The organism is Ruegeria sp. BA12 (genome assembly GCF_056539625.1).
Map to the genome: position 1 here is coordinate 34277 of NZ_JBQFVF010000009.1, position 25159 is coordinate 59435.

The following is a 25159-nucleotide window of genomic DNA, read 5'->3' on the forward strand; positions in this document are numbered from 1 at the left end:
ACACTAAAGTCACTGAGGTGTCTTAGTCTGAATCTTATGGTCTCGGCCGCCATTTTGTTGTGACTACCCGCCACGTATATTGCCGGTAGCTTCATCAATCCCAAGTGTGCCTCAAATGATGAGGCCGCACTATGACCGAAGACACACCACAACCAGCGCAGTACTATGACAAACACGACATCTGGACGTTGGATCCAACGTCCACGGACAAAGAGGTCTATGATGTCTTTGCTACAGAAGTCGCCAAACTTGTTCAGTTGCTGGATGAAAACGAGCCACTCATGTCGCGGGATTTTTACGCACGACTTTTTGTGTCATTATTGGGGTTGTCCCGAGTTTTGGGAGAGTACGATGATAGCTGGAGCCGGAGTGACTTTTCTCCGGACGAAATTTAGCTCCGTCACATATAACCTAATGAGGCCGAGCAAGACTCGGATCTTCAAAACTAAGGGCGGTTGTTAATCCAACCGCCCCTTGCGTTTCGTAGTTAATCTGAACGCCGACCTATGCCGCCACTTTCATCAAACCTTGCGCGATGATTTCGGCATGTGCCTCATCCAGCGACTTGTAAATCCGCACGAACATCTCGTCGATATCCGCTGGGGTCAGGATCAGCGGGGGTGAGATGATCATCCGGTCGCCCACATGGCGCATGATCAGGTTGTTGGCAAAGCAGCGGTCGCGGCAGATATAGCCCACGGTGCCGGGGTCCGAGGCAAACTTGGCACGGCTGGCCTTGTCTGGCGTCAGCGCGATCGAGGCCATCATGCCGACGATTCTGGCCTCACCGACCAGCGGGTGATCGGCCAGCGCCTCCCATTTCTCTTTCAAATAGGGCGCGGCCACGTCGCGGACGTGTTCGACGATCTTCTCCTCTTCGAGGATGCGCAGATTTTCCAGCGCAACGGCCGCCGCGACCGGGTGGCCGGAATAGGTGTAGCCATGGTTGAACTCGGTGCCGCCGATAACCTTGGCGATCTCATCACTGACGATGGACCCTCCGATGGGCGCATAGCCCGAGCTGAGCCCCTTGGCGATGGTCATGATATCCGGTCGGATACCTACGGTTTCTGAGCCGAACCAGTTGCCCGTGCGGCCAAATCCGCAAATCACCTCATCCGCGATCAGTAGGATATCGTATTTATCGCAGATCCGCTGAACCTCGGGCCAGTAGCTGTCGGGTGCCACGATCACGCCGCCCGCACCTTGCACGGGTTCGGCGATAAAGGCGGCAACGCGGTCTTCGCCCAGCTCCAGAATGGCGTCTTCCAACTCGCGCGCGCGGGCTAGGCCGAATTCCTCGGGGGTCATGGTGCCGCCTTCGGCCCACCAGTTCGGTTGGTTAATGTGGTGGATGTTGGGGATCGGAATGCCGCCCTGCGCGTGCATCCCGGCCATACCCCCGAGAGACGCGGACCCCACGGACGAGCCGTGATAGGCGTTGTGGCGGCTAATGATGATGTTTTTATCGGGCTGGCCTTTTTCGGCCCAATAGGTGCGCACCAGACGGATGTTGGTGTCATTCGCCTCGGATCCGCCGCCGGCGAAGAAGACGTGGTTCAGATCGCCCGGCGCCAGTTCTGCCAGCTTCGCGGCGAGCGCGATGACAGGCACATGGGTCGTTTTGAAGAAAGTGTTGTAATACGGCAGCTCGCGCATCTGGCGGGCGGCGACCTCGGCCAGTTCATCGCGACCATAGCCGATATTGACGCACCACAGACCGGCCATGGCGTCCAGAATCTCTTCGCCCTCGCTGTCGGTCAGATAGACGCCATTGGCACGGGTGATGACGCGGGCGCCTTCCTGGCCAAGCGAACCATTGGCCGAGAACGGGTGCATGTGATGGGCAGCATCCAGCGCCTGCAATTCAGCGGTGGGCATGTGATTAGTTATGGTGGACATCCGGACGTCTCCTGCAAAAGCGGTTGGCATTTACAATATGATCAAATTTTTCCCTGTCAATCGAATCGCCAATTTCTAGCCGTCGGTCAGGGCGTCGGCCATCAGTTCCATCCCCTGTTCGATATCCTGAGCCGTGGCTTTTGCTGCCATTTTCGCATCTTTTGCGCGCAGCGCGGTGATAATGTCCTTATGCCGGTCCGGCAGACTTTGCGTGCCGAAACGGCCACAGACCACACGCAGAGACGGCCCGAATCTCAGCCAGAGCCGCTCGGTCAGATCAAGCAGAATTGGAGCGTCAGCGTAGGAATAGAGGGTTTCGTGAAACGTGTGGTTCAGATGCAGATAACCGCTGACGTCGCCGTCCGCGATTGTGCGGTCAAGCCGCTGATCGATCCGTTCAAGATTATCGATATCCGCGCTGTTCATATTTGCAGCTGCGCGGCATGAAAGCTCTGATTCTATTGAAATTCTGGCGAATATCATCTGTTCGACATCTCCCGCCGACAACAGCGGTACGCTGACCCTGCGGTTGCCCTGAAACACCAGCGCGCCATCCGAGATCAGGCGGCGAATCGCCTCACGCACGGGGGTCATTCCCACCCCCAGCGAATCAGTCAGCCCCTGTATCGTGACGGGCTGTCCCGGCACCAAGTCACCGAACATGATCTGCGCTTTTAGGGTTTGATAGACCTGTTCGTGCGCGGGTCGTTTTTCGGTCTCTACCTTCGCGCTGGATGCCTTATTTTTGATCAAATCCAATTGGTTTGCCCCGTTTCCAGTGATGATGTCTTGCCAGGTTTCAGGCCTCGTGAAACCATACGCGGGATCGAGGGAAAACGCAAAACTTGATCAAATCCAAAAAAACGGGATTATACCCGTACACTTGCAGGGAGAAGAAAATGACAATCAAAACGCTGACCATGACAGCGGTCATCGCGCTGGGGACTTCTGCGGCCTTTGCCGAAGAAGTGCGTGTTTACAACTGGTCCGACTATATCGATGAGGACCTGCTTGCGAAGTTCGAAGAAGAAACCGGCCTGACGCTGATCTACGACGTGTTCGACAGTAACGAGGTTCTTGAAACCAAGATGTTGGCCGGTGGTTCGGGGTATGACGTTGTGGTGCCGTCCGGAACCTTCCTTCAGCGCCAGATACAGGCTGGTGCATTTCAGGAGTTGGATTCGTCCAAACTGTCCAACGCGGGCAACCTGTGGGACGTAATCCAGGAACGCACCGCGGGTTATGATCCCAGCAACGCGTATTCGATAAACTACATGTGGGGCACCACTGGACTCGGCGTGAACGTCGACAAAGTCAAAGAAGCGCTGGGTGATGACGTCGCCCTAAATAGCATGGATCTGGTGCTGAAGCCTGAGAACATGGAAAAGCTGGCCTCTTGTGGGGTTCACTTCCTAGACGCGCCAGCCGAGATGATACCAATGGCTTTGCAGTACATAGGCGAAGATCCTGATAGCCACGATCCTGACGTCATCAAGAAAGTCGAAGAGGTTCTGACTAGCGTCCGCCCTCACATCCAAAAGTTCCATAGTTCGGAATATATCAACGCATTGGCCAATGGAGATATATGCGTAGCCGTCGGCTGGTCGGGCGATATTCTTCAGGCACGCGATCGCGCAGCAGAGGCTGACAACGGTGTCAACATTGAATACCACCCATTTGCCGAAGGCTCGTTGATGTGGTTCGACCAGATGGCAATTCCGGCGGATGCTCCGAACCCAGAAGGTGCACACAAGTTCCTGGATTTTATTCTGGATGCCAATAACATGGCCGCTGCATCGAACTACGTTTACTATGCCAATGGCAACAAGGCGTCACAGGAGTTTCTTGTAGAAGACGTGATCGGTGATCCGGCGATCTATCCTGATGATGCTACCATGCAGAATCTCTACATCACGACGCCATACCCGTCGAAAACACAACGGGTGGTGACCCGTCTGTGGACCAAGATCAAATCGGGCACCTGACCGGTTATCTGCACAGGGCGGATTGGCCCGCCCTGTGCCATTTCCCAGATTGATGCACGGGGGCCGTTTTGAACTCTGACGTCTTTGAGCCGTGGAATGATCCACAGGCGAAACCTTTGATCCAGTTCCGGAATGTCACCAAACGGTTTGGTGAATTCACGGCCATCGACAACCTGTCTCTGGATATCTTCGAAAAAGAATTCTTTGCTTTGCTGGGGCCTTCGGGCTGCGGCAAGACCACCATGATGCGGATGTTGGCAGGGTTCGAAACGCCGACCGAAGGGCACATCATGTTGGGCGGTCAGGACATCGACCCGATCCCGCCGAACAAGCGGGCGGTGAACATGATGTTCCAGTCCTACGCACTGTTCCCGCACCTCAGTATCTGGGACAATATTGCCTTCGGCCTGCGCCGGGACAACATGCCCAAGCATGACTTGGAAGAGCGTGTCGAAGAGATGCTGCGCCTGACCCGGCTGGAACAATTTGCCCGCCGCAAGCCGCATCAGATCTCGGGTGGGCAACGTCAGCGGGTGGCGCTGGCGCGGTCACTGGCCAAGGCACCAAAGCTGCTGTTGCTGGATGAACCGCTTGGCGCGCTGGACAAGAAACTGCGGCAGGACACGCAGTTTGAACTGATGGATATTCAGGAAAAGACCGGCACCACCTTTGTGATCGTGACCCACGATCAGGAAGAGGCGATGACCGTCGCCAGCCGCGTCGCGGTGATGGACCAGGGCAGGTTGATGCAGGTGGAAACGCCGGATCGCATCTATGAAAACCCGAACTCGGTCTATGTCGCGGATTTCATCGGGGATGTGAACATCATCGAGGGCCGGGCGTCCGCCAACGGCGAAGACTCCTATCAGATCGACTGGGCCGAGGGGCAGGCACCGCTGACGGCAACCTCAGCAAATGGGTTTTCTAGCGGTCAGACCTGCCATCTGGCGATCCGGCCCGAAAAAGTGACGATCTCGGCGGATCGCCCGGCGGATGCGATCAACGCAGTGCAGGGCAAGGTTCATGACATCGCCTATCTGGGCAACCTGTCTACCTATCATGTCGAGCTTGCAAACGGCACGATCATCAAGGCGCAGACGGCCAATACCCGTCGAATCTCGCGCCGGTCGTTCACCTGGGAAGACCCGGTCTGGCTGTCTTGGACAGCGACGGCCGCGGTTCTGCTGGCCAGCTGATGCGCCGCGCATTTCTGATTGCCGTTCCCTATGTCTGGCTGTTGGCGCTGTTTCTGGTGCCGTTCTTCATCGTTCTGAAGATCTCGTTGTCGGATACCGAACTGGCCATTCCGCCCTACACGCCAACGCTGGACCTGTCGCAGGGCTGGGCCGGGATCAAAGAGTTCTTCAGCCAGTTGGATTTCGAAAACTTCGTCTGGCTGACCGAGGATGACCTGTATTGGAAAGCCTACCTGTCCAGCGTCAAGATCGCGGTGATCTCGACTTTTCTGACGCTGTTGGTGGGCTATCCGATTGCCTACGGCATGGCCCGCGCGCCGGTCGAGTGGCGGCCCACGCTGATGATGCTGGTGATCTTGCCGTTCTGGACCTCGTTCCTGATCCGCGTTTACGCGTGGATGGGGATTTTGTCGAACGAAGGCTATCTGAACCAGTTTCTGCTGTGGCTGGGCATCATCTCGACCCCGCTGACCATTCTGAACACGCAATGGGCGGTCTATATCGGCATCGTCTACACGTATCTGCCGTTCATGATCCTGCCGGTTTATTCGTCACTGGAGCGTATGGACGGGTCCCTGATCGAAGCGGCTGAGGATCTGGGCTGCTCACGCCTGCAGGCCTTTTGGCTGGTGACTGTTCCGCTGTCGCGCCCTGGCATCATCGCGGGATGTTTTCTGGTGATGATCCCGGTGATTGGTGAGTTCGTGATTCCATCATTGCTGGGCGGCTCGGGTACATTGATGATCGGCAAGGTGCTGTGGGAAGAGTTCTTCTCGAACCGCGACTGGCCGGTGGCCAGCGCCGTGGCGGTGGTACTGCTTCTGATCCTTGTCGTCCCGATTGTGCTGTTCCAGCGCAACCAGCAAAAGCAGACGGAGGCCGAGCAATGAACAGGCTAAGCTGGTTCAACGCGGTGTCCCTGACGCTGGGATTTGCGTTCCTCTATATCCCGATGATCATCCTGATCATCTTCAGCTTCAATGAGAGCAAGCTGGTGACAGTCTGGGCCGGGTTCTCGACCAAATGGTATGGCGAAGTGATCCAGAACGAGGCCTTTCTGGATGCAGCCTGGGTGACCGTGCGCGTCGCGGTATTCTCATCCACATTGGCGACAATCTTGGGTACCGCCGCGGCCTATGTGTTGGTGCGCGGTGGGCGGTTCTTTGGTCGCACGCTGTTTTCCGGCATGATCTACGCGCCGCTGGTGATGCCCGAGGTTATCACCGGGCTGTCGCTGCTGTTGCTGTTCATCGGCATCGGGTTGGATCGGGGTATCCTGACCATCGTTCTGGCGCATACGACTTTTTCGATGTGTTTCGTCTCGGTTGTCGTGTCTTCACGCCTAGTGACCTTCGATAAATCTCTGGAAGAGGCTGCGCTGGATTTGGGCTGTTCACCCGCTCAGGCGTTCCGGCTGGTGACTTTGCCGATCATCGCGCCTGCGGTGATCTCGGGTTGGTTGCTGGCCTTCACTCTGTCGCTGGATGATCTGGTGATTGCGTCGTTCACCTCTGGGCCGTCGGCGACAACCCTGCCGATCAAGATCTTTTCGGCCGTGCGCCTGGGTGTCAGCCCCGAGATCAACGCATTGTCCACGATCATGATCGCGATTGTGACGGTGGGCGTTATCACCGCATCATTGGTCACAAAACGCGCGATGGTGCGGCAAAAGCAGGATGAAATGGCTGCTGCGCGTACCGAATGAAGCGGCTGTTCCCGGATTACACCTATGGGCCCGGCCCCCGGACCAACTGCTGGTGGGACGAAACGATTGCCAGCCCCGACTGGCCGGTTCTCAACGGTGAACAGAAGGTAGACGTCGCCATTGTTGGTGGCGGTTTCACCGGGCTGTCAGCGGCGCTGCATCTGGCAAACGCGTGTGTTTCGGTTGCGGTGCTTGAGGCCCGGACACCTGGTTGGGGCGCCTCGGGGCGCAATGGTGGCTTTTGCTGTCTGGGCGGATCAAAACTGAGCTACAGCGCAATGGTCCGCCAATTCGGTGAGGCGGCCGCACACAGTTATGATCAAGCTGAAATGGACGCGGTTCTCCTTGTCGCTGATCTGCTGAAAACCAATGCCATAGATGCGGATGTGCATTCACAGGGTGAAACCCAACTGGCCCACACCCCCCGTGCGATGGAAGGGCTGCGCAAACGGGCCGAGGCCACGGGCACTTTGCACGCCCCAGATGATCTTCCTGGACTTGGGTTTGGTGGTCGGTTTTATGGCGGGTACACCAACCCGGTCGGATTTGCACTGAACCCCAGAAAATACCTGTTCGGGCTGGCGCAAATGACCCAGACACTGGGCGCCAAGCTGTTTCAGAACAGTGCGGTGCAGACAATTCGGAAGACGCAATCTGGCTTTGACTTGGAGGCAGCCTCGGGTCGGATCAGCGCCGCAAACGTTCTGATCTGCACCAATGGTTACTCCAGCGAGGACGTGCCGCCCTGGCTGGCTGGCCGGTATATGCCTGTCCAATCCACGGTTCTGGTGACGCGCCCTCTGACGCAGGAAGAATTGCAAACCCAGGGTTGGACATCTGACCAGATGTCTTACGATACCCGCCATTTGCTGCATTATTTCCGCCTGATGCCCGACCGACGGTTTCTGTTCGGAATGCGAGGCGGGTTGCGCGCGTCTCCGCAGGCTGAGGCGGCCATTCGCCGGAAGGCTCTGAACGATTTCAGGCAGATGTTCCCGGAATGGGCGTCGGTCGATGTCACCCATATGTGGTCCGGTATGGTCTGCCTGTCGCGAGGGTTAACGCCGTTTGTGGGTCCCGTGACGGATCAACCGGGGATGTTCGCCGGGTTTGCCTATCACGGTAACGGGGTGGCGATGGGGACCTATTGCGGACGGGCGCTGGCCCGGATGGTTTTGCAGCAAGAGACCGGGCTACCTGAACCCATAACACGTGTCCCAGCGCGGTTTCCGCTGGGACGCTGGCGGCGCGCATTGATGCCGCCGGCCTATGCCATGATGGGTCTATTGGACTTATGACCGCTCTAGCACCGCGCGTTCTAGTTCCAACCCCGTGGCATAGTCCGGTGACCCGTTTTCTATCCGCCACAAACAATAGGCCGCCATCCGCCAGGCATACCAACGACGCAGCGATTTGAACCGGGTCACGATGTCTGCGCGTCTGTACGAGGACAGAAACTGATCTTCTTCCTCAGGTGTCATAGCTGACCCCCGGTACAGGTGCTGCATGGCGGGCGACACAAACAGTGCAATGTCTTCGCACGGATCGCCCTGCGCCGGGCATTGCCAGTCGATCAGGGTCAGCCCGGATGGCGCAACCAGAATGTTCCCCGCAACCGGGTCGCCGTGTATCAGGCAAGTCTGTTGGGTCGGCTGTACCTGTTCGTCAGGTTTTAGCTGTTCCAATTGGTGCCGCATGGCCGAGGTGCATCCGTTAAGGATGCTCTGGCCGTGCCGGGCCAGATCCGCACTGCCATTGCATCCGCGGGGCGCCGGAACCGACACATCCAGCCCATGTAGTTTGCCGAGCAATAGGGCAACGTCGGTTGTGTCCTTACGCCAGGGCGTACCCGGCGCGTGATCGTAAAACACCCATCGACCGTTTTGATGTTGACCCGCCGCGCGCAGACGCGGGGCAAACCCGGTCGGCTCCAACGCGGTTAGGCACTGCGCTTCCAACTCGGCATCGTTGCGAAACAATGGATTGCGCAACCCTGTTCGGTACAGTTTCAAAACCTTGCCGCCGTTCTCTTCCAGCACTTTCCAGACCTTATTGGTCCGACCGCCATACAGGGTTTGAAACTGAGCATCAGGTGCGATCAGCCTTCGGTGACGCAGGTCATCAACAAGATCCAAAGGGGGGAGTGTCGGGGCGGGCAGTGGGTTCACCAAAAAAACGAGTCGCAGTTTGCACTGGTTTGGCCTGTCCCGCCCTGCAGATCAAGTTCCGGTTCGGACCCCGGTCACCATCCCTGCCGGAACCACCTGCCCGCTTTCCAACGTCAGCACGACAGCATCCTCGCCAACCTGTGCCTCGACCACCTGACTGTAGGTTGAGACAGGCTGGCCTGAAAGCAACTCTTCCCCGTCATAGCTTTCCAATGTGGCTGAATAGCTGCCGGTCGGCAAAGGGCTGCCATCGCTAGTTGTCCCGGCCCAGTCAAATTCGGTCTGGGTCACCGGTACGGAAATCCTTTCGATCTCGGTGCCGTCACTGTCCCGGATCACCATCACCGCACTGTCTGCCGCCGGTTCAGCCTGCGCGGACAGGGTCACAGGCTCGCCATCAAAGTGGAACGCTGCGGTGGTCTGGACATCCATACCGACCCAATTGGCAAGATCCTCTAGCTTTATACCGCCCAGAGACAGCGCCAGTTCGGACAAAAGCTCGTTGCTCTGAACCTGTTGTTCAACCATCGAAAATTGCGCCAATTGCGAGGCGTACTCGGTCGAATCCATCGGCTCCAACGGGTCCTGATTTTGCGCCTGGGTTGTCATCAGCAACAGGAAAGTGTCGAAATCCGACGCGATCGAGGTTGCCTGTGACTGGGATGCTGATTGGGCCTGGGTATTGGCTTGCGTCGTCGATTGGGTTGGGGTGATCATGCTCAAAGCCTCATGTCGATCCGGCCGTCGGGGCCTAGTTTCGGAATGGCGGGACCTGCCTCGGTGACAGGCTCGTCCTGCGTTTCCGCAAGCCGGGTGCCGTCGCCCGAGTCAGACCTATCCTGCTGTGCGTCTGCAGAGGTGCCCAGATCAAAGGACAGGTCGCCCAGCCCAAAGTTCTGGAATTCGGCCTCCAGCACCGAGATGTGACGGCGCATCATATCCAGTGTTTCCGGCCGTTCCGCCGAGATTGTTACGTGCAGACCATCCTCGCGACCATTCAAGACTATCGAAACGCGTCCCAGTTCTTCGGGGTTTAACGCGACCTCGATTGTGCCTTGCTGTCCACGCGCGGAAACAACGGTTGCCATTTGATTGGCAACCGCGCGTGCCGTTTCAGCGCGCGCCGTCGATGTCATGGTCTGTGTTAATGGTGCCGAATCTCGGGCAGGGTACAATGTCGGGGTCTCTCTGGTGGTCGATATCTCTTCGACTTCGGGAAAGGTCTGTAGCTCGGTCTGCGTGTTGGTTTGATCCGTGGCCAAAAGCTGCATTTGTACAAGTGTTGGCGCCCGATCAGGCACCACCGCTTGCGATTGCGCCACCTGTGGCGTCGCGGGGACACTTGGTCCGCCCAGGTCGGGTCGGATGATGGGCGAATGATCCAACATCTCTTTCGGGAGCATGTTCGGTGTTACAAGCCCGGCGGGAAAGCTTGGCGGATTGGTGGCCGCCTGGGGCGTTCTTCTTGGGGAAACTGTACCGAAAAGCATGGCTTGAACGGCTGGAGATACCGTACGCCGAGCAGGGCCCGTCGCGGGTTGCAACCTGTCGGCTTTTTGAGGGGGCGTGTGCGTCTCGTCTACCGTTTCAGTCTCCGCCTCAATAGTTGATGACGTCATGGTTGGTTTTTCAGCCATCGTCTTTGCAACCGGAGCCGGAACAACTTCCGGCACAGCCGCATGTAATTCGGCAGGCGGCTGATCCTCGGGGGTATCGGAAACATCCGGAATTTCAACGTTTGCAGCGATGTCGTCCACCTCTGACACCGAGTCTGGGTCCTGAACCAAAAGGTCGGTGAGATCGGGCTCGGCTGACTGCGGATCGGCCTCTTGATCCATGACCATTTGAAAGGACGCGGCCCCTTTGGACGCACGAGGTTCTTGCGGTTTTGCATCGGGTTTCGCGGCGGTGCCCGACGAAGACAACAGTGCTGAAAGTGGGTTGGGCATTTTGCTCCGACTCCGTTTGTGTGAACGGAAATCTGCCCGCAGGAGGTTACGTTTATTTTAACCGCTTTCGCCTTTGATCAAGAAAGTTCGATGCAAATTTCGGAGAAAGTGATGAAGATTTCCACAACCCTTCCTACCGCGCAGCCCCCCACCACGGCCGAGAAATTGCAGGCTGCGGCGGTCGAGTTGGAGGCCGCGTTTCTGGCGGAAATGCTCAAGTCTTCTGGGTTGGGCAAGGCCAGCGAATCTTTTGGCGGCGGTGCCGGCGAAGATCAGTTTTCGTCCTTCCTCGTGCAACATCAGGCGCGTGCGTTGGCCGCATCCGGCGGCCTTGGCCTGTCCGAAATTTTGTTCCAGTCCATGATGGAGAAAACCGATGCCGACCAATTCTGAAACCGACCTGATCCGATCCCTTGAGGAAGTGCTGGATCTTGAGCGATCCGCGCTTGTCGACGGGGATCTGGACCGGCTGAGCCATATGGCGCCGGAAAAGGAAAAGCTGATCGGTGCGATCAATGAATTGCAGGTTCTGGACAGCGCCGAATTGATTCGCCTGCAGCAGAAAGTCGAACGGAACCAGGCGCTGTTGAACAGTGCCGCCGAAGGGATTCGGGCCGTTGCCAGCTGTATGGCCGAATTGCGGCGCGTTCGGCAGGAGTTCAGCACCTACGGAGCGGACGGGCAGCGCAACGGATACGCCGTGCGTCGCAATGCGAAACTGGAAAAACGGGCATAGGAGCGGGTTTGATTCAAATCCGAATTTTCTCAGTGAGGGGCTTTAGCATTCCGTTAGGGGATCAGGGGCAAAGGTGGCCGGGCATCTGAAACAACAGGTGGCGCGAACAGCCCGACGGCGGATCGCATTGATCAGAAAGACGTCAAAGCCCGCATGTGGTGCGGGGTAAGCATGGGCGCAAAGGGCCCGAACGGAAAAGGAAGAAAGCTATGTCCAGCATTCTGACAAACAATGGCGCAATGGTGGCGCTGCAAACCCTGAAATCGGTCAACAAGAATCTGGAGATGACCCAGAACGCGATCTCGACCGGTAAGGACGTCGCAACTGCCAAGGACAACTCGGCCGTCTGGGCAATCTCCAAAGTCATGGAGTCGGACGTCAAGGGCTTCAACGCGATCAAAGACAGCCTGGCGCTGGGTGAATCGACCGTTGCGGTGGCGCGGAACGCGTCGGAAACCGTGACCGATCTGTTGACGCAGATGAAAGAGAAAATCGTCGCCGCGCAGGAGGACAACGTTGACCGCGGCAAGATCAACGATGATGTGACCGCTCTGCGGGATCAGATTGCGTCGGTTGTTGGTGCGGCACAGTTCAACGGGCTTAACCTTGTGGACGGCTCGGCCGGTACTGCTTCGATCTTGTCCTCACTTGATCGGGATAGCACTGGTGCAGTGAATTCGTCGTCGATTTCGGTCGCAAGTCAGGACCTGTCCATTGGCGGTTATACTGCCAAAGGCGTACTTGCAGGTTCGGGAGGCGCGACCACCGACAATGATGTTGCAGGCTTTACCATGGATAAAGCCGGCGGGTCAGGTGACATTGTGATCGACAGCTCGACTGACAACTTTGAAGTCGGTGATAGTGTCTCGATCCGAGTCGGTGATCAGGATGTGTCGTACACCATTCAAGCCAGCGATCTGGATCCCTCTGGAACCTATGACGATGCCTATACAGATGCTCTTGTTGCTGTTGGCCTCAAGAACCAGGTTGATGCGCTGGGCATCACAGGTGTTGCAGTCGACTATGACTCGGGATCGCCGAACACCCTGTCCTTTACTACAGGTACGGCAACGGCTGGTGCGGATGCGGATCAGGACATTACCGTGTCGGCTCAATTCACTAATGCTGGTTCCGGTGGGCTTGGCGCACTCAGCTCGATTGACGTTTCGACAGATGCAGGCGCGGCAGCCGCACTGGGCACCATCGAAACACTGATCGACACGTCGATTGATGCAGCGGCAGCCTTTGGTTCGGCGCAGGGCCGTATCGAAACACAGCAGGATTTCGTTTCCAAACTGACCGACTCGTTCAAGTCCGGCATCGGTTCGATGGTTGACGCCGATATGGAAGAGACCTCGGCTCGTCTGCAAGCTCTTCAGGTTCAGCAGCAGCTGGCCACTCAATCGCTGTCGATTGCCAATCAGGCGCCGCAGTCGATCCTGTCGCTGTTCCGTTAATTTTCGGAACCTGGTCGGGGCGCCCAGACGCGCCCCGACTCTGACCGCCAAAAGACGGCCTATTGGAAGGATTTCAAGTGACACCGCAAACTCTTGCACAACGTGCCTACGCGCAGACCGCCGCCCCGACCCGCACCCCGCGCGATACCGAGTACGAGGCGATTTCGAAGATCACGCATCGGCTCAAGGTTGCGGCGGCCCGACGCAAAACCGATTTCGGAGGGTTCGTTCACGCGCTACACGAAAATCGTCGCTTGTGGACCGTTCTGGCAACTGGCGTGTCCGACTCGGACAACGCGCTGCCCAATGAATTGCGCGCGCGAATCTTCTATCTGGCAGAATTCACCGAGCAACACAGCAGTCAGGTTCTGGGCAATAAGGCGACCGTTGAGCCGCTGCTTGAGATCAATATGGCCGTCCTGCGCGGCCTGCGTCAGATGGGTGCTACCTGATGGGGGGGCTGGTTCTGAAACTGGCACCGAAAGAGAGGGTGCTGATCAACGGCGTGGTTGTCGAAAACGGAGATCGCCGCAGCCGCTTTTCAATCATGACGCCGGACGCAAATGTCCTGCGCCTGCGCGATGCCATTCATCCGGATGAGGTGACTACCCCGGTGCGGCGGGTGTGTTATGCCGCCCAGCTTGTCTTGTCCGGCGATATGGAGCCTGAGCGGGCGCGGCAACAGCTTTTGCGGCGGGTTGAAGAGTTGAGCCAGGTCTTCACCGATGCCGACAGTCGTCGTGTTCTGTCCGAAGCTACTGAGGCTTTACTGGCCGAACAGTATTACAAATGCCTGAAATCCCTGCGGGCGCTGTTGCCGCGTGAAGAACGGTTGATGGCGTATCAGCAATGACATTCCGGCCTGTCATCCCCTCTGATGGTATTGTCGGCTGGCGTTTTTTGCAGCGTACCTATGATACGCAGCTCGAAAGCTTTTCGGCCTCGCCAGTCAATGAACGAGAGACAAAGTACTTTCTGAGCAATATCGGCAAGGTACAGACGGCTGAGGAATTGGTTTCGGATAGGCGGTTGCTGCAAGTGGCGCTGGGCGCCTTCGGGCTAGAGGATGACATCAACAATCGCTATTTCGTCCAGAAAATTCTGTCCGATGGGACAAGCGCCGAGGATGCATTGTCCAACCGTCTGGCCGATAAGCGGTATCGGGAGTTTTCCGAAGCCTTCGGCCTGGGTCCGGGCGAGGTGCGCAGAACGGGTTTGACCACCTTTATGGAAGCAATTGCGCAGGACAATGCCGTGTCTCGGTTCGAAATCGCTGTTGGTGAGAGCGATGAGACGATGCGCATATCGCTTTATACGCAACATACCTTGGCGGATCTGGCCGCGCAGGACAGCAGTTCGGACACTAAGTGGTTCGATCTGATGGGGCAACCGCCGCTGAGAAGCATGATGGAGACGGCGCTGGGGCTGCCATCAAGTTTCGCGCAGTTGGACATCGACAGGCAGCTTGAGGTTTTCAAGGATAGATTGTCGGGCCTGACTGGATCAGACGATCTGGCCCAATTTACCGACGAGGCGTCGGTGGCCCGGCTGACAGACCAATATCTTGCACGCAGCCAGATTGCACAGCTGCAAAACACGATTTCCCCTGCTCAAACGGCGCTGATTTTGCTGGGGGCGTAACCTAGGCGCGACACAGATAACTATCCGAAAACTCAGGCGTTCAACACGGCATCCGCCGAAGTTCTGAGTGCAAATGCGGTCACTGGCTGGGACACATTGTGCAGCTTGACCTCGCCCAATGACAAAGCATCCGCGCATGCAGGCTGAATATCGGCCGAGACGACAATGCGCTGACCGATCGTTTTGCTGTATTCCCCCAACCGGGCCGCGACATTTGCGGCCTGTCCGATGACTGTGAAATCCAGCCGTTCGCGCGATCCGACATTGCCATATGTGACCCGACCATAGGCAACCCCGATCGAGCAATCGCAATGAACGTCTGAGCCAGATTGGCGCAACTCACCAAGTTTTTCGACAATTTCAACGGCTGAGCGTTGCGCGTTTCGGCGCGCGACCATGGAATCTTCACCCTCGGGAAAGACTGCCAGAACAGCGTCACCGATGAACTTCAATACTTCGCCGCCATTGTTATGCACGATATCGGACACGGTTTCGAAAAAGTCGTTCAGCACGTTGATATAGGCGGTACGGCCAAGCTGCTCTTCCAGGCTGGTCGAATTGCGCAGGTCGCAGAGCATAATGGCCGCATCAATCTCATCCCCGTCGCCGCGCCGGATTTCACCGCCCAGCACCCGCGCGCCCGAGCGTTTGCCGACATAAGTCTCAAGCAACACCTGTGCGTTCTCGCGCTGCATGAAAACTTCGTAAAAGCGGGCAATGACAGATGAGCACTCGAACACCAACCCGAGGTTTTCTGTTGTAAACCCGTCAGGATGATCGCAGGTCAGGGTCAGGACATTTGTCCGCCCGTCCGAGAAAGGCAATGGCATGGCGACGTAATCGGTGGCACCCTTGGCCCGCAAGTCCTCCATAATCGGGAAGCTGTTTTGGGGGTTTTCGTCGTTCAACCGCTGGCGCACACCGCCCAGCCCGTTCGAGACGTGACGCAGGGGGCTGTTGATATAGGCCGGGTGATCGTGGATTTCATACGTGGGCACGTTGGTCGAAATCTGGGCCTCACCTTTTTCCCAGATATAATGCTTGCCCGCGATCAGCGGATGCAGAGACCAGGCCAGAATGCTGAGCCGTTGAATGGCGATGCCGTGTTCCAACATCTTTTCGGCCAACGCCTTGGTGAAGGCTTCCGGCGTGCTGAGGTTGGATGCACCACGCATCAGCCAATCAATCAGAGGGCCGCTGATATTGCCATCCTCGGTATCTCGCAGTTGGTTTTCGCCCAAGTCGACCCGTGTATAGGCCGAGGGCATAAACCCGACATAGCCCTGAATGGCGGCGCTTTCAGGCAGTGCTTCTTCATAGGCCCAGACTGAGTTGGTCAGCCGTTGCCCATCCAGAATGACATCGTGATAGGTCGCCGTTCCCTTGAATGGGCAAAACGTCTGCAACTCGGTTTCTGCACCAAGATCGACACAGATATCCGCGCGCGGAACGTAAATTGTGGCCGGCAGCCGCGTTTCATACATGACTTTCGCGTCGGTGCTTTCGGCCAACAGGGTGTCATCCCGATAGATCGCGATCCGACCTTTCAGCGATTCGACCGATATCCCATAGCCTTTAGTCGGCGGTGTGGTATGGACGTTCATCATCAGTTTCCCTGACCCGCTTAGTAATAGGATGGGCCTTTGGGGCAAGCATTCCAAGGGGGATAACTGGCATTTTATCACACATACCTTGTGCGATGCGGCAAAGTCAGACCATCTGAATCACATCTTTTTCGATCGACAGCATATAGCCTTTTTTGGCGATATTCTTGACCAGCAACTCACTGACCATCTGATTGCCCAAGGCATCGCGCAGCCGTTTGATCCGTGTGGCACCTGCGGCCTCGTCACAATCGGCGGTGTCTTTGCCCGAGATCATCGACTCGATTTGAACGCCGGACAGGACCTCGTCGTCCAGCCGGGATTCGGCCAGCACCGACAAGGTCTCCATTGCCGCGGGGGTCAGTTTGAAATCCATGTTGTTCAGATAGACGGTATTTTCCTCGCGGCTGATCAACAGCGAGGTGACCTGAATGCCGGTGCGTTCGATCTGTGCCATTCGCCGGTTCAACAACACCAGCATTACCAGAAACACCAGCGCCGTTACCAACATAGCAGTGGCAAAAACCAGCAACACGAAAATCACCATTCGGTAGCTGGACAGTGTATCGGCAAAAGCGGTGCCCGATTGCGCCAATATCTCAAGCAAGCGGATTTCAGTTTGCGAGGTTAGATCGCTTTCGATGAACAATCGTTCGACCCGGGCGTTGAATGCGTTCGCATCGGGCAGGGTCCAGAATAAAAAGATGGCCGCTGTTACCAGAATCACCACGATCGCCGCGATGCCCGCGCCGACCAGTCTGACACCGGATCGGCGGGCCTCAGTAACGGAGATAGAATTTTCCGGCATTGGCCTTCCTTTTATCCAACCCTTCCGGCCCGAACACGGACATGACGTTCAGCAGGGTCCAGCCCGACCCCTTGAGGCGCTGGGCGACTTCTTTTTTAGCCTGCCCTTTACCGCAAGCCGATACCTGCATGACGCCATAATGCAGGCGCAGTGGATTGTCCTGCTTGGCCTTGTAGTCGGCATAGCAATCGGCCGCCGAAGCGGTGGTGCCAAGCGATATCAGGGCCAACAGGGCCAGAGAAGAGAGGATCTGTTTCATAGGCCGCATCCTGCGCATGTGTTGGCACGATATTCAATAACCTAAGGGGTTTCGCGGGCCTGATATCGGATAACACCGGGCCGTTATTGCCTGTCTGAACGAGGCGCGGCCAGTGTCGGGTCATCAGCACACGGCCCGCCACCGGGTCACCTCAAGACTACTGAAGGACAAGCACCATGCATAAGAAATTCATTACCCTGATCGTGGCCTCGGCAGTTGCCATCACCGGTATTTCCGCGTCTCAGGCGCGGGCCGCGGATGTCGAGGATATTCTTGGCGGGCTTGCAGCCATTGCGCTGATTGGCGCCGCTGTGAAGCATTTCGACGACAAGAGCAAAAAGAACAACGTGACGCACAACTACAATCACATATATAAGGCGCCCCAGAAACATGTACACACCCGGCCAAAGCACCGGCCACATCACGTACGCCCGCTGCCTCCGCGTGTTGCGCGTTACAGCCTGCCGCAACGATGCTTGCGCACGTTCAAAGGGTATTCGCCCAATCAACGACTGTTGGGGCAGACCTGTCTGGGCAAGCATTACAAATACAGCAATAGCCTGCCTAACCAGTGCAAGGTCAGGTTCTGGAATGGCAAAAAGGTCAAGCGGGCATACCACCCCGGTTGTCTGCGCCAGAAAGGATACCGCGTTAGTTACAAGTAACGGTTTTCGAGCAGGAGCGGCGCCACAGAAGCGCTGTGCGGGAGAGGGCGGCGCAAGCTGCTCTCTCCTTTTTTCTTGCGGTGGGTGGCAAAACGCGGTTTTCCGGGGGTATGACGACTCCGGATTATGAAATTGAGAAGGCCGCAGCGGCGCAAGGATATCTGCGGATCGCTGGCGTAGACGAGGTTGGGCGCGGACCGCTGGCCGGACCGGTGGTTGCCGCAGCCGTGATTCTGAACCCCAGTGATATTCCCGACGGGCTGAACGATTCCAAAAAGCTGACGGCGAAACGGCGCGCCGCGTTAGAGGCAGCCCTGCGTGAGAAGGCCGAGATCGCAATTGCCGAAGCGTCAGTGGCCGAGATTGACGAACACAATATCTTGCGGGCCTCACATCTGGCGATGGAGCGCGCGGTGGCAGCGCTGGACCCGCCGCCTGATTACCTGCTGATCGATGGGAACATGATTCCACGAGGCCTGACGATCCCCGCGAGGGCGGTGGTCAAAGGCGATGCGCATTCTGTGTCGATTGCGGCGGCTTCGATCGTCGCCAAAAACTGGCGCGATCAACTGATGGTGGATTTGGCGCAACAGCATCCGGGCTACGGATGGGAGACAAACGCCGGTTATCCGTCGAAACAACACAAGGACGCGCTGCAAAATCTTGGTGTGACCCCACACCATAGACGTTCCTTCAAGCCGGTACACAATATCTTGTATCAAGAGTAAATCGTAAGTCGCTGATTCAAAAAAGAAATTGACGGCGAATCGACTTTGACTCATCCTTGTCTCAACCAAATGAGCGCAAAAGCGCCGTGGATACTTGAGGCAGTACAAATGACAACAACCACTAAAAAGGGCGCAAAAGCGCTCCCTTTAAACACGATTCTATCCGGGGACTGCATCGATGTGATGAACAGTCTGCCCGAGGCGTCGGTGGACCTGATTTTTGCGGATCCGCCCTATAATCTTCAGTTGAAGGGTCAATTGCACCGCCCCGATAACAGCCAGGTAGATGCGGTTGACGATCATTGGGATCAATTCTCCAGCTTTGCCGTTTATGACCAATTCACCCGCGAATGGCTGAAGGCAGCGCGTCGTCTGCTTAAGCCAAATGGCGCGATCTGGGTGATTGGATCTTACCACAATATCTTCCGTGTGGGTTCGGCCCTGCAGGACGCGGGCTATTGGATTTTAAACGACGTCGTGTGGCGCAAATCCAATCCGATGCCGAACTTCCGCGGCAAACGCTTTACCAACGCGCATGAGACGATGATCTGGGCGTCGAAACGCGAAGGGGCAAAGTACACGTTCAACTATGAAGCCCTAAAGGCGCTGAACGAGGGCGTTCAGATGCGCAGTGACTGGGTGCTGCCGATCTGCACCGGGCACGAGCGCCTGAAGGATGAAAACGGCGACAAGGCGCATCCGACGCAGAAACCGGAATCGCTGTTGCACCGTGTGCTGATCGGCTCGACCAATCCGGGCGACGTGATCCTTGATCCGTTCTTCGGTACCGGAACCACAGGTGCAGTTGCCAAGATGCTGGGTCGCGAATTCATCGGCATCGAGCGCGAGGAAAGCTATCGCAAGGTCGCTGAAAAGCGCATCTCGAAGGTCCGTAAGTTCGACCGTGAGGCGCTGGAGGTCAGCGCCAGCAAACGTGCCGAGCCGCGCGTGCCCTTCGGCCAATTGGTTGAACGTGGGATGCTGCGCCCGGGTGAAGAACTGTATTCCATGAACCAGCGCCACAAGGCCAAGGTCCGTGCCGACGGCACGCTGGTGGGCAACAACGTCAAGGGCTCGATCCACCAAGTGGGGGCGCAGCTGGAAAACGCGCCGTCCTGTAACGGCTGGACCTACTGGTGCTTTAAACGCGACGGCAAAACGGTGCCGATTGACGTGTTGCGTCAGCAGATCCGGGCCGAGATGAACTGATTTTACCAACACCGCCGGTGCCTGTGGCCTGACACAAGGCACTAAGCCTTGCCCCGCCGATCTCGGCGGGGTCTTTTGTTTTTCAACATCTGGTTTCGAAACGGGCCTTCTGTATTCTGCGGTGCAGTGAAGGAGCTTGTGCAATGTCGGATACCACAGCCAGCGAGTCCCGCTTTGACCGGTTCTTTGTGACCCGCCCGGACAATTTCGATCTGGAAAACAAATATACCGAAGCCGCGATGGAACGACACAAGCGCGAGGGGCTTGAACTTGCGGTCCGCGCTCGCTGGATCGCGATGGCGCTGACTGGTGTGCTGCTGATCTACCTGAATCCGCAATGGGAAGTGCTGTGGTATCACTTCATCTTGCTGCTGATCTGCGCCAACGGCTGGTTTATCCGGCGCGCGGGGCGTGTGGGGCAATCGCGAACCGAGTTGCTTTTGATCTTTGTAGACCTGCTGATCATGACACTGGGGATGATTGTGCCCAACCCGTTCAGCGACGATGTCCGACCATTGGCGATGCAGTACCGGTTCGACAATTTCCAGTATTTTTTCATCATTCTGGCGGCCGGTACGTTGGCCTATTCCTGGCGCACGGTGATTGCGATCGGGTCATGGACAGCAGGGGTCTGGACGGCTGGATGGATCATCGCCTGGTGGGTCGCAACCCCGATGCCCGGTCTCAGCGAGCGTGTGGCTGAGGCATTGGCTGGCTATCCCGATGTGGCAGAATTGCTGGACCCCAACAGCTTTATGCCAGCGCAGCGTATTCAACAGGTGATCGTGTTCATGATGGTGGCGGTGACATTGGGCGTGTCGATGCGGCGGCTCAATCGGTTGCTGATGTCGAATGCGGGGTTGGAGCGCGAAAGGGCAAACCTGTCGCGGTATTTCTCACCGAACGTGGTGGATGAGCTGAGCCAGAATGATGAGCCGCTGAAGCAGGTGCGCAAAGAGCAAATTGCCGTCCTGTTCATCGATATCGTCGGGTTCACCAGATATGCCGCTGGTCGCGACCCATATGATGTGATTGAAGCCCTGCGCGGCTTTCACGCCCGGATGGAGGCCGAAGTGTTCCGCCATCACGGAACGCTGGACAAATACCTGGGTGACGGATTGATGGCCACGTTTGGGACGCCGGTGCCGACACCGCAGGATGCGAGTAATGCAGTGGCCTGCGCGCGTGGGATGATCGATGTGATTGACCGTTGGAACGTGGAACGCCGCCGTACGGGCGAGCCTGAGATACGTGTGGGGATCGGGGTCCATTTCGGCGCGGTCGTTCTGGGGGATATCGGCGCCAACCGTTTGGAATTTGCGGTGATAGGGGATGCGGTGAATGTGGCCGCGAAGCTTGAGGCGCAGACCCGCGAATTTCAGGCAAAAGTCATCATGAGCGACGCAGTTCGGAGCCGTTTGGAGGAAGAAGGCCGCAACGTATCCGAGCTGATGGCGGGGTTTGCGAAACACGAAAATCGTGCGGTCCGGGGGGTGGAGGCCCCGATGGATGTATGGGTGATGACCGGGTGAGGGCTCCCGCCGATCAACCATGCATCGAAGATGCAAGGCGGATCGTTGGGCCGGGCAGCCCGCTGACGCGTGCTGCGGTCAGGCACGTGGCAGCGGGTTTTGCAATTTGTTATAGGACGTCCAGTCCGTAACTTCGGGATAGTATTGGCGCCGCCAAGCGCGGACGCGTGGGTTCATGATGCGACGCCACAGCGGTGGGATCATCGCGGCGACCGTCATCACCGGATAGCCGTAGGGCAATTGCGGGGCCGCGTCCTCAGGGTGGTGTTGCAACAGTGGAAAGCGGCGGTTGGGTTTATAGTGGTGGTCCGAGTGGCGCTGCAAATTGATGAGCAGCCAGTTCGACGCTTTCTGTGACGCATTCCATGAGTGGCGTGGTTGGACATGCTCATACTTGCCTGCGCCCAGATGTTTGCGCGTCAGGCCATAATGTTCGACGTAATTAACCAATTCTAGCTGCCAGATGGCGACGCCCGCTTGGATCAGGAACAGTGCGAGCCCCGAGAGACCTCCGATCACGAAGGCCAATACCAGCATTGCACCTTGTAATGCCCAGTAGCGCCAGAACGGGTTGGAGAGGTCGCTCCACGGGCGGTCTTTACGGGCCAGTTTTTCGCGTTCAGCCTGCATGGCCGAGAACAGGCATTGTTTCAGCACCCGCGGATAAAACCGATGAAACCCCTCGTTATAGCGTGCAGTCACCGGGTCGCGGGGCGTACCGACATAGCGGTGATGCACCAGCAGATGTTCAGAGCGGAAATGTGAATACAGCACCATCGCCAGAAGGATATCGCCCAACCAGCGTTCGACTCGGCCTTTTTGGTGCATCAACTCGTGGCTGTAGTTGATGCCGATCGTGCCCGAGATTACTCCCATTCCGAAGAACAGCCCAATCTTAGCTGAACTTGACAGGTGGTCGGTATGCGTGGCGTGCCAGATCAGCCCGTAAAGGGTCAGGAATTGTACCGGAACCCAAGCTTTTGTCAGCAGGATATACCAGTGCAACACCGAGTCGGGGGTATCGGGGTTGGCATTGGTCAGATCCAGCCCGGTGAGCCGGTCGAGCAACGCAAAGGCCCACCATGTGGAAAGTGGCACCAGCAAGACCCACCAACCGCCAGCCATTGCGGTGAACCAGATCAGCGGGATCAGCAGGAATGAGATCCAGAACGGCAGGGCTGATTGCCAACGGGGTAAGGTATCTGTTGCGGTCATTGGGTGGCTCCGGATGACTGCGCGCACATTAGCCACAGTCCGGTAGGACAGACAATGGGTTACCGGTTGCGCCAGAGGTCATATGCTTTGCGCATCACGGTCGGCAGGTCGCTGGGGCGGAAAGTGTGTTTTTCCAAAACGATCAGATCATCGAGGGTCGTTTCCGTCGGCAACGTAGCTGTCCAGACACACAGGATCAGGTGAAAATGGGTGAAGGTGTGGCGCACCTCACCTGCCAAAGCTTGCCAGTCAGCGGAAAAGGGGGGGGAGTCTGCTGGCGCATCTGACCAAACTGACCCCGGCCAGCCCAGCATGCCGCCCAGCAACCCTTTGTCGGGGCGCCGCTCCAGCAGCAGGGCTCCATCCGTACGCTGAGCGATATAGACATGGCCATACCGCGTGGGTTTCGGCTTTTTCGGTGTCTTGCGCGGCAGGTCGGGCTGGGTTCCGGCCGCACGGGCCTGACAAGGGTCGCGCAGGGGGCAGATGCCACAGGCCGGAGATTTCGGGGTACAGATCGTTGCCCCCAGATCCATCACGGCCTGTGCATAATCTCCGGGTCGCAGGTCGGGCGTTAGCGCAGCGGCTTTTTCTTTCAACAGGGGTTTCGAGCCTGGCAGAGGGTCGTGAATGTCATACAGACGCGCCATAACCCGCTCGACATTGCCATCCAGAACAGTTTCGGGCTGGTCAAAAGCGATGGCCGAGATAGCGGCGGCCGTATAGGGGCCGATGCCGGGCAGTTTCAGCAGGGCGTCATAGGTATCAGGAAAAACGCCGCCATGTTCATTGGCCACCGCGCGCGCGCATTTCAGCAGGTTGCGGGCACGGGCGTAATAACCCAGCCCGGCCCATTCGCCCATGACTTGATCATCCGGTGCGGCCGCCAGTGTCTGAACCGTAGGCCAGCGCGCGGTGAATCGCGTAAAATAATCTCGGACAGCGGCCACGGTGGTCTGTTGCAACATCACTTCGGACAACCAGACCCGGTAGGGGTCGGGTATCATGCCCGCCGCCCGGTCGGCCGGGCCTACACGCCAGGGCATCGTGCGCGCGTGGCGGTCATACCAGGCCAGTAACGCACCGCTCAGGTCATGTTGAATAGTGTCACGCAAGTTTTATCTATCTTTCTGTCGGGTTTCGCTGGCGTCCGATGTCATGCCCTTTACAATAGCGGCGCAGGAGTTGGAAACCAGATGCAGCGCAGACGTTCTTCGACCCGCGGGTTCAAACGCACCGCGACATTGCTGAACGGCCAGATCAGGCGCGCCGGGGAAAGCCGGGGCTTTGCCGTTTCGCGTCTGCTGACCCATTGGGCCGAGATCGTTGGCCAGGATATGGCCGCCATCGCGCGACCGGTGAATGTGGGCTATGGCAAGGGCGGGATCGGCGCGACGCTGACGGTGCTGACTACTGGCCCGCAGGCTCCGATGCTTGAAATGCAAAAAGAACAGCTGCGCGGCAAGGTGAATGCTGTTTATGGCTATAACGCCATCAGCCGGGTGCGTATCACCCAGACCGCGCCGACAGGATTTGCCGAGGGGCAGGCCAGCTTCGATCACAAACCGAAAGCGGCGAAACCCAAAATCGATCCCGAAATCGTGGCCGAGGCGGACCGGACCGCGCGCGACGTCAATGACGGTGATCTGCGCGCGGCCCTTGAACGTCTGGGCCGCAACGTATTATCCAAGCAAAAACGCTGAGAAAGGGCTGAGAAATGAGCCGTATTGCAACCGGAATCTGCGCGGCCGTAGCTATCGCCGCTGGCGGCTATTGGCTGTCGAATTCCTCTACTTCCTATCCGATGATTGGCAGTGCCGAGGCGCAAGAGGCCGATATTGACACCTCGACCATCGTCGAGATGGTGCAGGGGGCCGAAGATGCGCCGGTCGAGATCATCGAATATGCATCCTATACCTGCCCGCATTGCGCCAACTTCCATACGGGGGCGTATAAGCAGCTGAAGAAGGATTTCATCGACACCGGCAAGGTAAAGTTCATCTATCGCGAGGTGTATTTCGACAAATATGGCCTGTGGGCTTCGATGGTCGCGCGTTGTGACGGCCCCGATAAGTTCTTTGGCATTTCCGACCTGATCTATGAAGGTCAGTCCGAATGGACCCGCGCAGGTGGTCCAGCTGAAATCGTGGACGAGCTGCGCAAGATCGGGCGTCTGGCTGGTATTGACAATGACCAGCTTGAATCCTGCCTGCAGGACGGCACCCGCGCGCAGACACTGGTGGCCTGGTATCAGGAAAACGCCGAACGTGACGGTGTTCAATCCACGCCTTCGTTCGTTGTGAATGGCAAGAAGGTCGACAACCAATCTTATGCCGATTTCAAGAAGCTGATCGAAGAAGAACTGGGCAGCTGATTGCCTGTTGCGACCGGTTCTGCATG

At 57.4% G+C, this 25159-nt stretch carries 28 protein-coding genes; 18 read left to right on the forward strand and 10 right to left on the reverse strand.

What is annotated here, in order from left to right; all coding sequences use genetic code 11:
- Window positions 1-131: 131 nt before the first annotated feature.
- Window positions 132-395 carry a hypothetical protein gene (locus ACR0B0_RS15945; protein WP_480648660.1) on the forward strand — a complete coding sequence of 88 codons (264 nt, stop codon included), beginning with the start codon at window positions 132-134 and terminating at the stop codon, window positions 393-395.
- Between the two features lie 109 nt (window positions 396-504).
- On the opposite strand, the gene ACR0B0_RS15950 is transcribed toward ACR0B0_RS15945, so the two are convergent.
- Both ACR0B0_RS15950 and ACR0B0_RS15955 read right to left on the reverse strand, forming a co-directional pair.
- Window positions 505-1902 (reverse strand): aspartate aminotransferase family protein, encoded by a 1398-nt coding sequence (locus tag ACR0B0_RS15950; RefSeq protein ID WP_480648662.1) that lies wholly within the window; start codon window positions 1900-1902, stop codon window positions 505-507.
- 75 nt (window positions 1903-1977) lie between these two features.
- The gene (locus ACR0B0_RS15955; protein ID WP_170351093.1) at window positions 1978-2661 is read right to left on the reverse strand and encodes a GntR family transcriptional regulator; all 684 of its coding nucleotides are present in this window, start codon (window positions 2659-2661) and stop codon (window positions 1978-1980) included.
- A gap of 140 nt (window positions 2662-2801) precedes the next feature.
- On the opposite strand from ACR0B0_RS15955, the gene ACR0B0_RS15960 reads away from it, so the two are divergent.
- The 5 genes from ACR0B0_RS15960 (at window position 2802) to ACR0B0_RS15980 (ending at window position 8086) form a co-directional block, all read left to right on the forward strand.
- Window positions 2802-3887, forward strand: a complete 1086-nt coding sequence (locus ACR0B0_RS15960; protein ID WP_170351092.1) for a polyamine ABC transporter substrate-binding protein — start codon at window positions 2802-2804, stop codon at window positions 3885-3887.
- 68 nt (window positions 3888-3955) lie between these two features.
- Window positions 3956-5083 (forward strand): ABC transporter ATP-binding protein, encoded by a 1128-nt coding sequence (locus tag ACR0B0_RS15965; protein ID WP_170362383.1) that lies wholly within the window; start codon window positions 3956-3958, stop codon window positions 5081-5083.
- On the forward strand, window positions 5083-5973 hold the full coding sequence (locus tag ACR0B0_RS15970; protein ID WP_170362382.1) for an ABC transporter permease subunit: 891 nt from the start codon (window positions 5083-5085) through the stop codon (window positions 5971-5973). Before ACR0B0_RS15965 ends, ACR0B0_RS15970 begins: the two co-directional genes overlap by 1 nt.
- Window positions 5970-6788, forward strand: coding sequence for an ABC transporter permease (locus ACR0B0_RS15975; RefSeq protein ID WP_170351089.1), 819 nt, complete (start codon window positions 5970-5972; stop codon window positions 6786-6788). Before ACR0B0_RS15970 ends, ACR0B0_RS15975 begins: the two co-directional genes overlap by 4 nt.
- Window positions 6785-8086 (forward strand): NAD(P)/FAD-dependent oxidoreductase, encoded by a 1302-nt coding sequence (locus tag ACR0B0_RS15980; RefSeq protein WP_480648664.1) that lies wholly within the window; start codon window positions 6785-6787, stop codon window positions 8084-8086. The genes ACR0B0_RS15975 and ACR0B0_RS15980 overlap by 4 nt, the downstream gene beginning before the upstream one ends.
- Here the strand turns inward: ACR0B0_RS15980 and ACR0B0_RS15985 are convergent.
- From ACR0B0_RS15985 to ACR0B0_RS15995, 3 genes are all read right to left on the reverse strand, one after another.
- On the reverse strand, window positions 8081-8923 hold the full coding sequence (locus tag ACR0B0_RS15985) for a phosphotransferase family protein (protein WP_254440253.1): 843 nt from the start codon (window positions 8921-8923) through the stop codon (window positions 8081-8083). The two genes, ACR0B0_RS15980 and ACR0B0_RS15985, sit on opposite strands and share 6 nt — an antisense overlap.
- A gap of 84 nt (window positions 8924-9007) precedes the next feature.
- Window positions 9008-9673 carry a flagellar hook capping FlgD N-terminal domain-containing protein gene (locus ACR0B0_RS15990; protein WP_170351087.1) on the reverse strand — a complete coding sequence of 222 codons (666 nt, stop codon included), beginning with the start codon at window positions 9671-9673 and terminating at the stop codon, window positions 9008-9010.
- A 2-nt stretch (window positions 9674-9675) separates the two neighbouring features.
- Window positions 9676-10905 (reverse strand): flagellar hook-length control protein FliK, encoded by a 1230-nt coding sequence (locus ACR0B0_RS15995; protein WP_480648666.1) that lies wholly within the window; start codon window positions 10903-10905, stop codon window positions 9676-9678.
- A 111-nt stretch (window positions 10906-11016) separates the two neighbouring features.
- Here ACR0B0_RS15995 and ACR0B0_RS16000 point away from each other — a divergent pair, with 111 nt between their 5' ends.
- From ACR0B0_RS16000 to ACR0B0_RS16025, 6 genes are all read left to right on the forward strand, one after another.
- Window positions 11017-11298 (forward strand): rod-binding protein, encoded by a 282-nt coding sequence (locus tag ACR0B0_RS16000; RefSeq protein ID WP_170351085.1) that lies wholly within the window; start codon window positions 11017-11019, stop codon window positions 11296-11298.
- Window positions 11282-11641 carry a flagellar biosynthesis protein FlgN gene (locus ACR0B0_RS16005; RefSeq protein ID WP_480648668.1) on the forward strand — a complete coding sequence of 120 codons (360 nt, stop codon included), beginning with the start codon at window positions 11282-11284 and terminating at the stop codon, window positions 11639-11641. The genes ACR0B0_RS16000 and ACR0B0_RS16005 overlap by 17 nt, the downstream gene beginning before the upstream one ends.
- A 209-nt stretch (window positions 11642-11850) precedes the next feature.
- Window positions 11851-13098, forward strand: coding sequence for a flagellin (locus ACR0B0_RS16010; RefSeq protein WP_170351083.1), 1248 nt, complete (start codon window positions 11851-11853; stop codon window positions 13096-13098).
- Between the two features lie 77 nt (window positions 13099-13175).
- Window positions 13176-13550 (forward strand): flagellar biosynthesis regulator FlaF, encoded by a 375-nt coding sequence (flaF, locus tag ACR0B0_RS16015; protein WP_170362375.1) that lies wholly within the window; start codon window positions 13176-13178, stop codon window positions 13548-13550.
- The gene (flbT, locus tag ACR0B0_RS16020; protein WP_170362374.1) at window positions 13550-13951 is read left to right on the forward strand and encodes a flagellar biosynthesis repressor FlbT; all 402 of its coding nucleotides are present in this window, start codon (window positions 13550-13552) and stop codon (window positions 13949-13951) included. Before flaF ends, flbT begins: the two co-directional genes overlap by 1 nt.
- A complete protein-coding gene (locus ACR0B0_RS16025; RefSeq protein WP_170351080.1) occupies window positions 13948-14739 on the forward strand; it encodes a DUF1217 domain-containing protein in 792 nt (263 codons plus the stop codon). Before flbT ends, ACR0B0_RS16025 begins: the two co-directional genes overlap by 4 nt.
- 32 nt (window positions 14740-14771) lie before the next feature.
- On the opposite strand, the gene ACR0B0_RS16030 is transcribed toward ACR0B0_RS16025, so the two are convergent.
- The 3 genes from ACR0B0_RS16030 to ACR0B0_RS16040 all read right to left on the reverse strand — a co-directional run bounded on the left by ACR0B0_RS16030 (window position 14772) and on the right by ACR0B0_RS16040 (window position 17410).
- Window positions 14772-16343 (reverse strand): DUF427 domain-containing protein, encoded by a 1572-nt coding sequence (locus ACR0B0_RS16030; protein WP_480648771.1) that lies wholly within the window; start codon window positions 16341-16343, stop codon window positions 14772-14774.
- A gap of 106 nt (window positions 16344-16449) precedes the next feature.
- On the reverse strand, window positions 16450-17151 hold the full coding sequence (locus tag ACR0B0_RS16035; protein ID WP_170351079.1) for a winged helix-turn-helix domain-containing protein: 702 nt from the start codon (window positions 17149-17151) through the stop codon (window positions 16450-16452).
- Window positions 17123-17410 (reverse strand): hypothetical protein, encoded by a 288-nt coding sequence (locus ACR0B0_RS16040; protein WP_170362372.1) that lies wholly within the window; start codon window positions 17408-17410, stop codon window positions 17123-17125. Before ACR0B0_RS16040 ends, ACR0B0_RS16035 begins: the two co-directional genes overlap by 29 nt.
- 176 nt (window positions 17411-17586) lie before the next feature.
- Between ACR0B0_RS16040 and ACR0B0_RS16045 the strand changes: the two genes are divergently transcribed.
- The 4 genes from ACR0B0_RS16045 (at window position 17587) to ACR0B0_RS16060 (ending at window position 21544) form a co-directional block, all read left to right on the forward strand.
- On the forward strand, window positions 17587-18075 hold the full coding sequence (locus tag ACR0B0_RS16045; protein WP_480648670.1) for a hypothetical protein: 489 nt from the start codon (window positions 17587-17589) through the stop codon (window positions 18073-18075).
- Between the two features lie 110 nt (window positions 18076-18185).
- The gene (locus tag ACR0B0_RS16050; RefSeq protein WP_425081788.1) at window positions 18186-18803 is read left to right on the forward strand and encodes a ribonuclease HII; all 618 of its coding nucleotides are present in this window, start codon (window positions 18186-18188) and stop codon (window positions 18801-18803) included.
- A gap of 108 nt (window positions 18804-18911) precedes the next feature.
- Entirely contained in the window at window positions 18912-20012 is a 1101-nt protein-coding gene (locus ACR0B0_RS16055) for a site-specific DNA-methyltransferase (protein WP_170362369.1), read from the forward strand.
- Window positions 20013-20155: 143 nt separating this feature from the next.
- Entirely contained in the window at window positions 20156-21544 is a 1389-nt protein-coding gene (locus ACR0B0_RS16060; RefSeq protein WP_480648671.1) for an adenylate/guanylate cyclase domain-containing protein, read from the forward strand.
- A gap of 78 nt (window positions 21545-21622) precedes the next feature.
- On the opposite strand, the gene ACR0B0_RS16065 is transcribed toward ACR0B0_RS16060, so the two are convergent.
- Both ACR0B0_RS16065 and mutY read right to left on the reverse strand, forming a co-directional pair.
- Window positions 21623-22759: an alkane 1-monooxygenase gene (locus ACR0B0_RS16065; RefSeq protein ID WP_480648673.1), complete on the reverse strand. Its 1137-nt coding sequence runs from the start codon at window positions 22757-22759 to the stop codon at window positions 21623-21625.
- A 59-nt stretch (window positions 22760-22818) separates the two neighbouring features.
- Window positions 22819-23874 (reverse strand): A/G-specific adenine glycosylase, encoded by a 1056-nt coding sequence (gene mutY, locus ACR0B0_RS16070; RefSeq protein ID WP_480648675.1) that lies wholly within the window; start codon window positions 23872-23874, stop codon window positions 22819-22821.
- 81 nt (window positions 23875-23955) lie between these two features.
- Here mutY and ACR0B0_RS16075 point away from each other — a divergent pair, with 81 nt between their 5' ends.
- Together ACR0B0_RS16075 and ACR0B0_RS16080 are read left to right on the forward strand one after the other, a co-directional pair.
- Complete coding sequence (locus ACR0B0_RS16075; RefSeq protein WP_170351071.1) at window positions 23956-24462, forward strand: DUF721 domain-containing protein; 507 nt, start codon at window positions 23956-23958, stop codon at window positions 24460-24462.
- A gap of 14 nt (window positions 24463-24476) precedes the next feature.
- Window positions 24477-25133, forward strand: coding sequence for a DsbA family protein (locus ACR0B0_RS16080; RefSeq protein WP_170351070.1), 657 nt, complete (start codon window positions 24477-24479; stop codon window positions 25131-25133).
- Window positions 25134-25159: the final 26 nt, after the last annotated feature.

Excerpts from the sequence above, each read along its gene's own strand:
- ACR0B0_RS15945 (WP_480648660.1), top strand. The coding sequence starts at position 132 with ATGACCGAAGACACACCACAACCAGCGCAGTACTATGACAAACACGAC.
- ACR0B0_RS15950 (WP_480648662.1), bottom strand. The coding sequence starts at position 1,902 with ATGTCCACCATAACTAATCACATGCCCACCGCTGAATTGCAGGCGCTG.
- ACR0B0_RS15960 (WP_170351092.1), top strand. The coding sequence starts at position 2,802 with ATGACAATCAAAACGCTGACCATGACAGCGGTCATCGCGCTGGGGACT.
- ACR0B0_RS15970 (WP_170362382.1), top strand. The coding sequence starts at position 5,083 with ATGCGCCGCGCATTTCTGATTGCCGTTCCCTATGTCTGGCTGTTGGCG.
- ACR0B0_RS15975 (WP_170351089.1), top strand. The coding sequence starts at position 5,970 with ATGAACAGGCTAAGCTGGTTCAACGCGGTGTCCCTGACGCTGGGATTT.
- ACR0B0_RS15980 (WP_480648664.1), top strand. The coding sequence starts at position 6,785 with ATGAAGCGGCTGTTCCCGGATTACACCTATGGGCCCGGCCCCCGGACC.
- ACR0B0_RS15990 (WP_170351087.1), bottom strand. The coding sequence starts at position 9,673 with ATGATCACCCCAACCCAATCGACGACGCAAGCCAATACCCAGGCCCAA.
- ACR0B0_RS15995 (WP_480648666.1), bottom strand. The coding sequence starts at position 10,905 with ATGCCCAACCCACTTTCAGCACTGTTGTCTTCGTCGGGCACCGCCGCG.
- ACR0B0_RS16000 (WP_170351085.1), top strand. The coding sequence starts at position 11,017 with ATGAAGATTTCCACAACCCTTCCTACCGCGCAGCCCCCCACCACGGCC.
- ACR0B0_RS16005 (WP_480648668.1), top strand. The coding sequence starts at position 11,282 with ATGCCGACCAATTCTGAAACCGACCTGATCCGATCCCTTGAGGAAGTG.
- ACR0B0_RS16010 (WP_170351083.1), top strand. The coding sequence starts at position 11,851 with ATGTCCAGCATTCTGACAAACAATGGCGCAATGGTGGCGCTGCAAACC.
- flbT (WP_170362374.1), top strand. The coding sequence starts at position 13,550 with ATGGGGGGGCTGGTTCTGAAACTGGCACCGAAAGAGAGGGTGCTGATC.
- ACR0B0_RS16025 (WP_170351080.1), top strand. The coding sequence starts at position 13,948 with ATGACATTCCGGCCTGTCATCCCCTCTGATGGTATTGTCGGCTGGCGT.
- ACR0B0_RS16030 (WP_480648771.1), bottom strand. The coding sequence starts at position 16,343 with ATGAACGTCCATACCACACCGCCGACTAAAGGCTATGGGATATCGGTC.
- ACR0B0_RS16035 (WP_170351079.1), bottom strand. The coding sequence starts at position 17,151 with ATGCCGGAAAATTCTATCTCCGTTACTGAGGCCCGCCGATCCGGTGTC.
- ACR0B0_RS16040 (WP_170362372.1), bottom strand. The coding sequence starts at position 17,410 with ATGAAACAGATCCTCTCTTCTCTGGCCCTGTTGGCCCTGATATCGCTT.
- ACR0B0_RS16045 (WP_480648670.1), top strand. The coding sequence starts at position 17,587 with ATGCATAAGAAATTCATTACCCTGATCGTGGCCTCGGCAGTTGCCATC.
- ACR0B0_RS16050 (WP_425081788.1), top strand. The coding sequence starts at position 18,186 with ATGACGACTCCGGATTATGAAATTGAGAAGGCCGCAGCGGCGCAAGGA.
- ACR0B0_RS16055 (WP_170362369.1), top strand. The coding sequence starts at position 18,912 with ATGACAACAACCACTAAAAAGGGCGCAAAAGCGCTCCCTTTAAACACG.
- ACR0B0_RS16060 (WP_480648671.1), top strand. The coding sequence starts at position 20,156 with ATGTCGGATACCACAGCCAGCGAGTCCCGCTTTGACCGGTTCTTTGTG.
- ACR0B0_RS16065 (WP_480648673.1), bottom strand. The coding sequence starts at position 22,759 with ATGACCGCAACAGATACCTTACCCCGTTGGCAATCAGCCCTGCCGTTC.
- ACR0B0_RS16075 (WP_170351071.1), top strand. The coding sequence starts at position 23,956 with ATGCAGCGCAGACGTTCTTCGACCCGCGGGTTCAAACGCACCGCGACA.
- ACR0B0_RS16080 (WP_170351070.1), top strand. The coding sequence starts at position 24,477 with ATGAGCCGTATTGCAACCGGAATCTGCGCGGCCGTAGCTATCGCCGCT.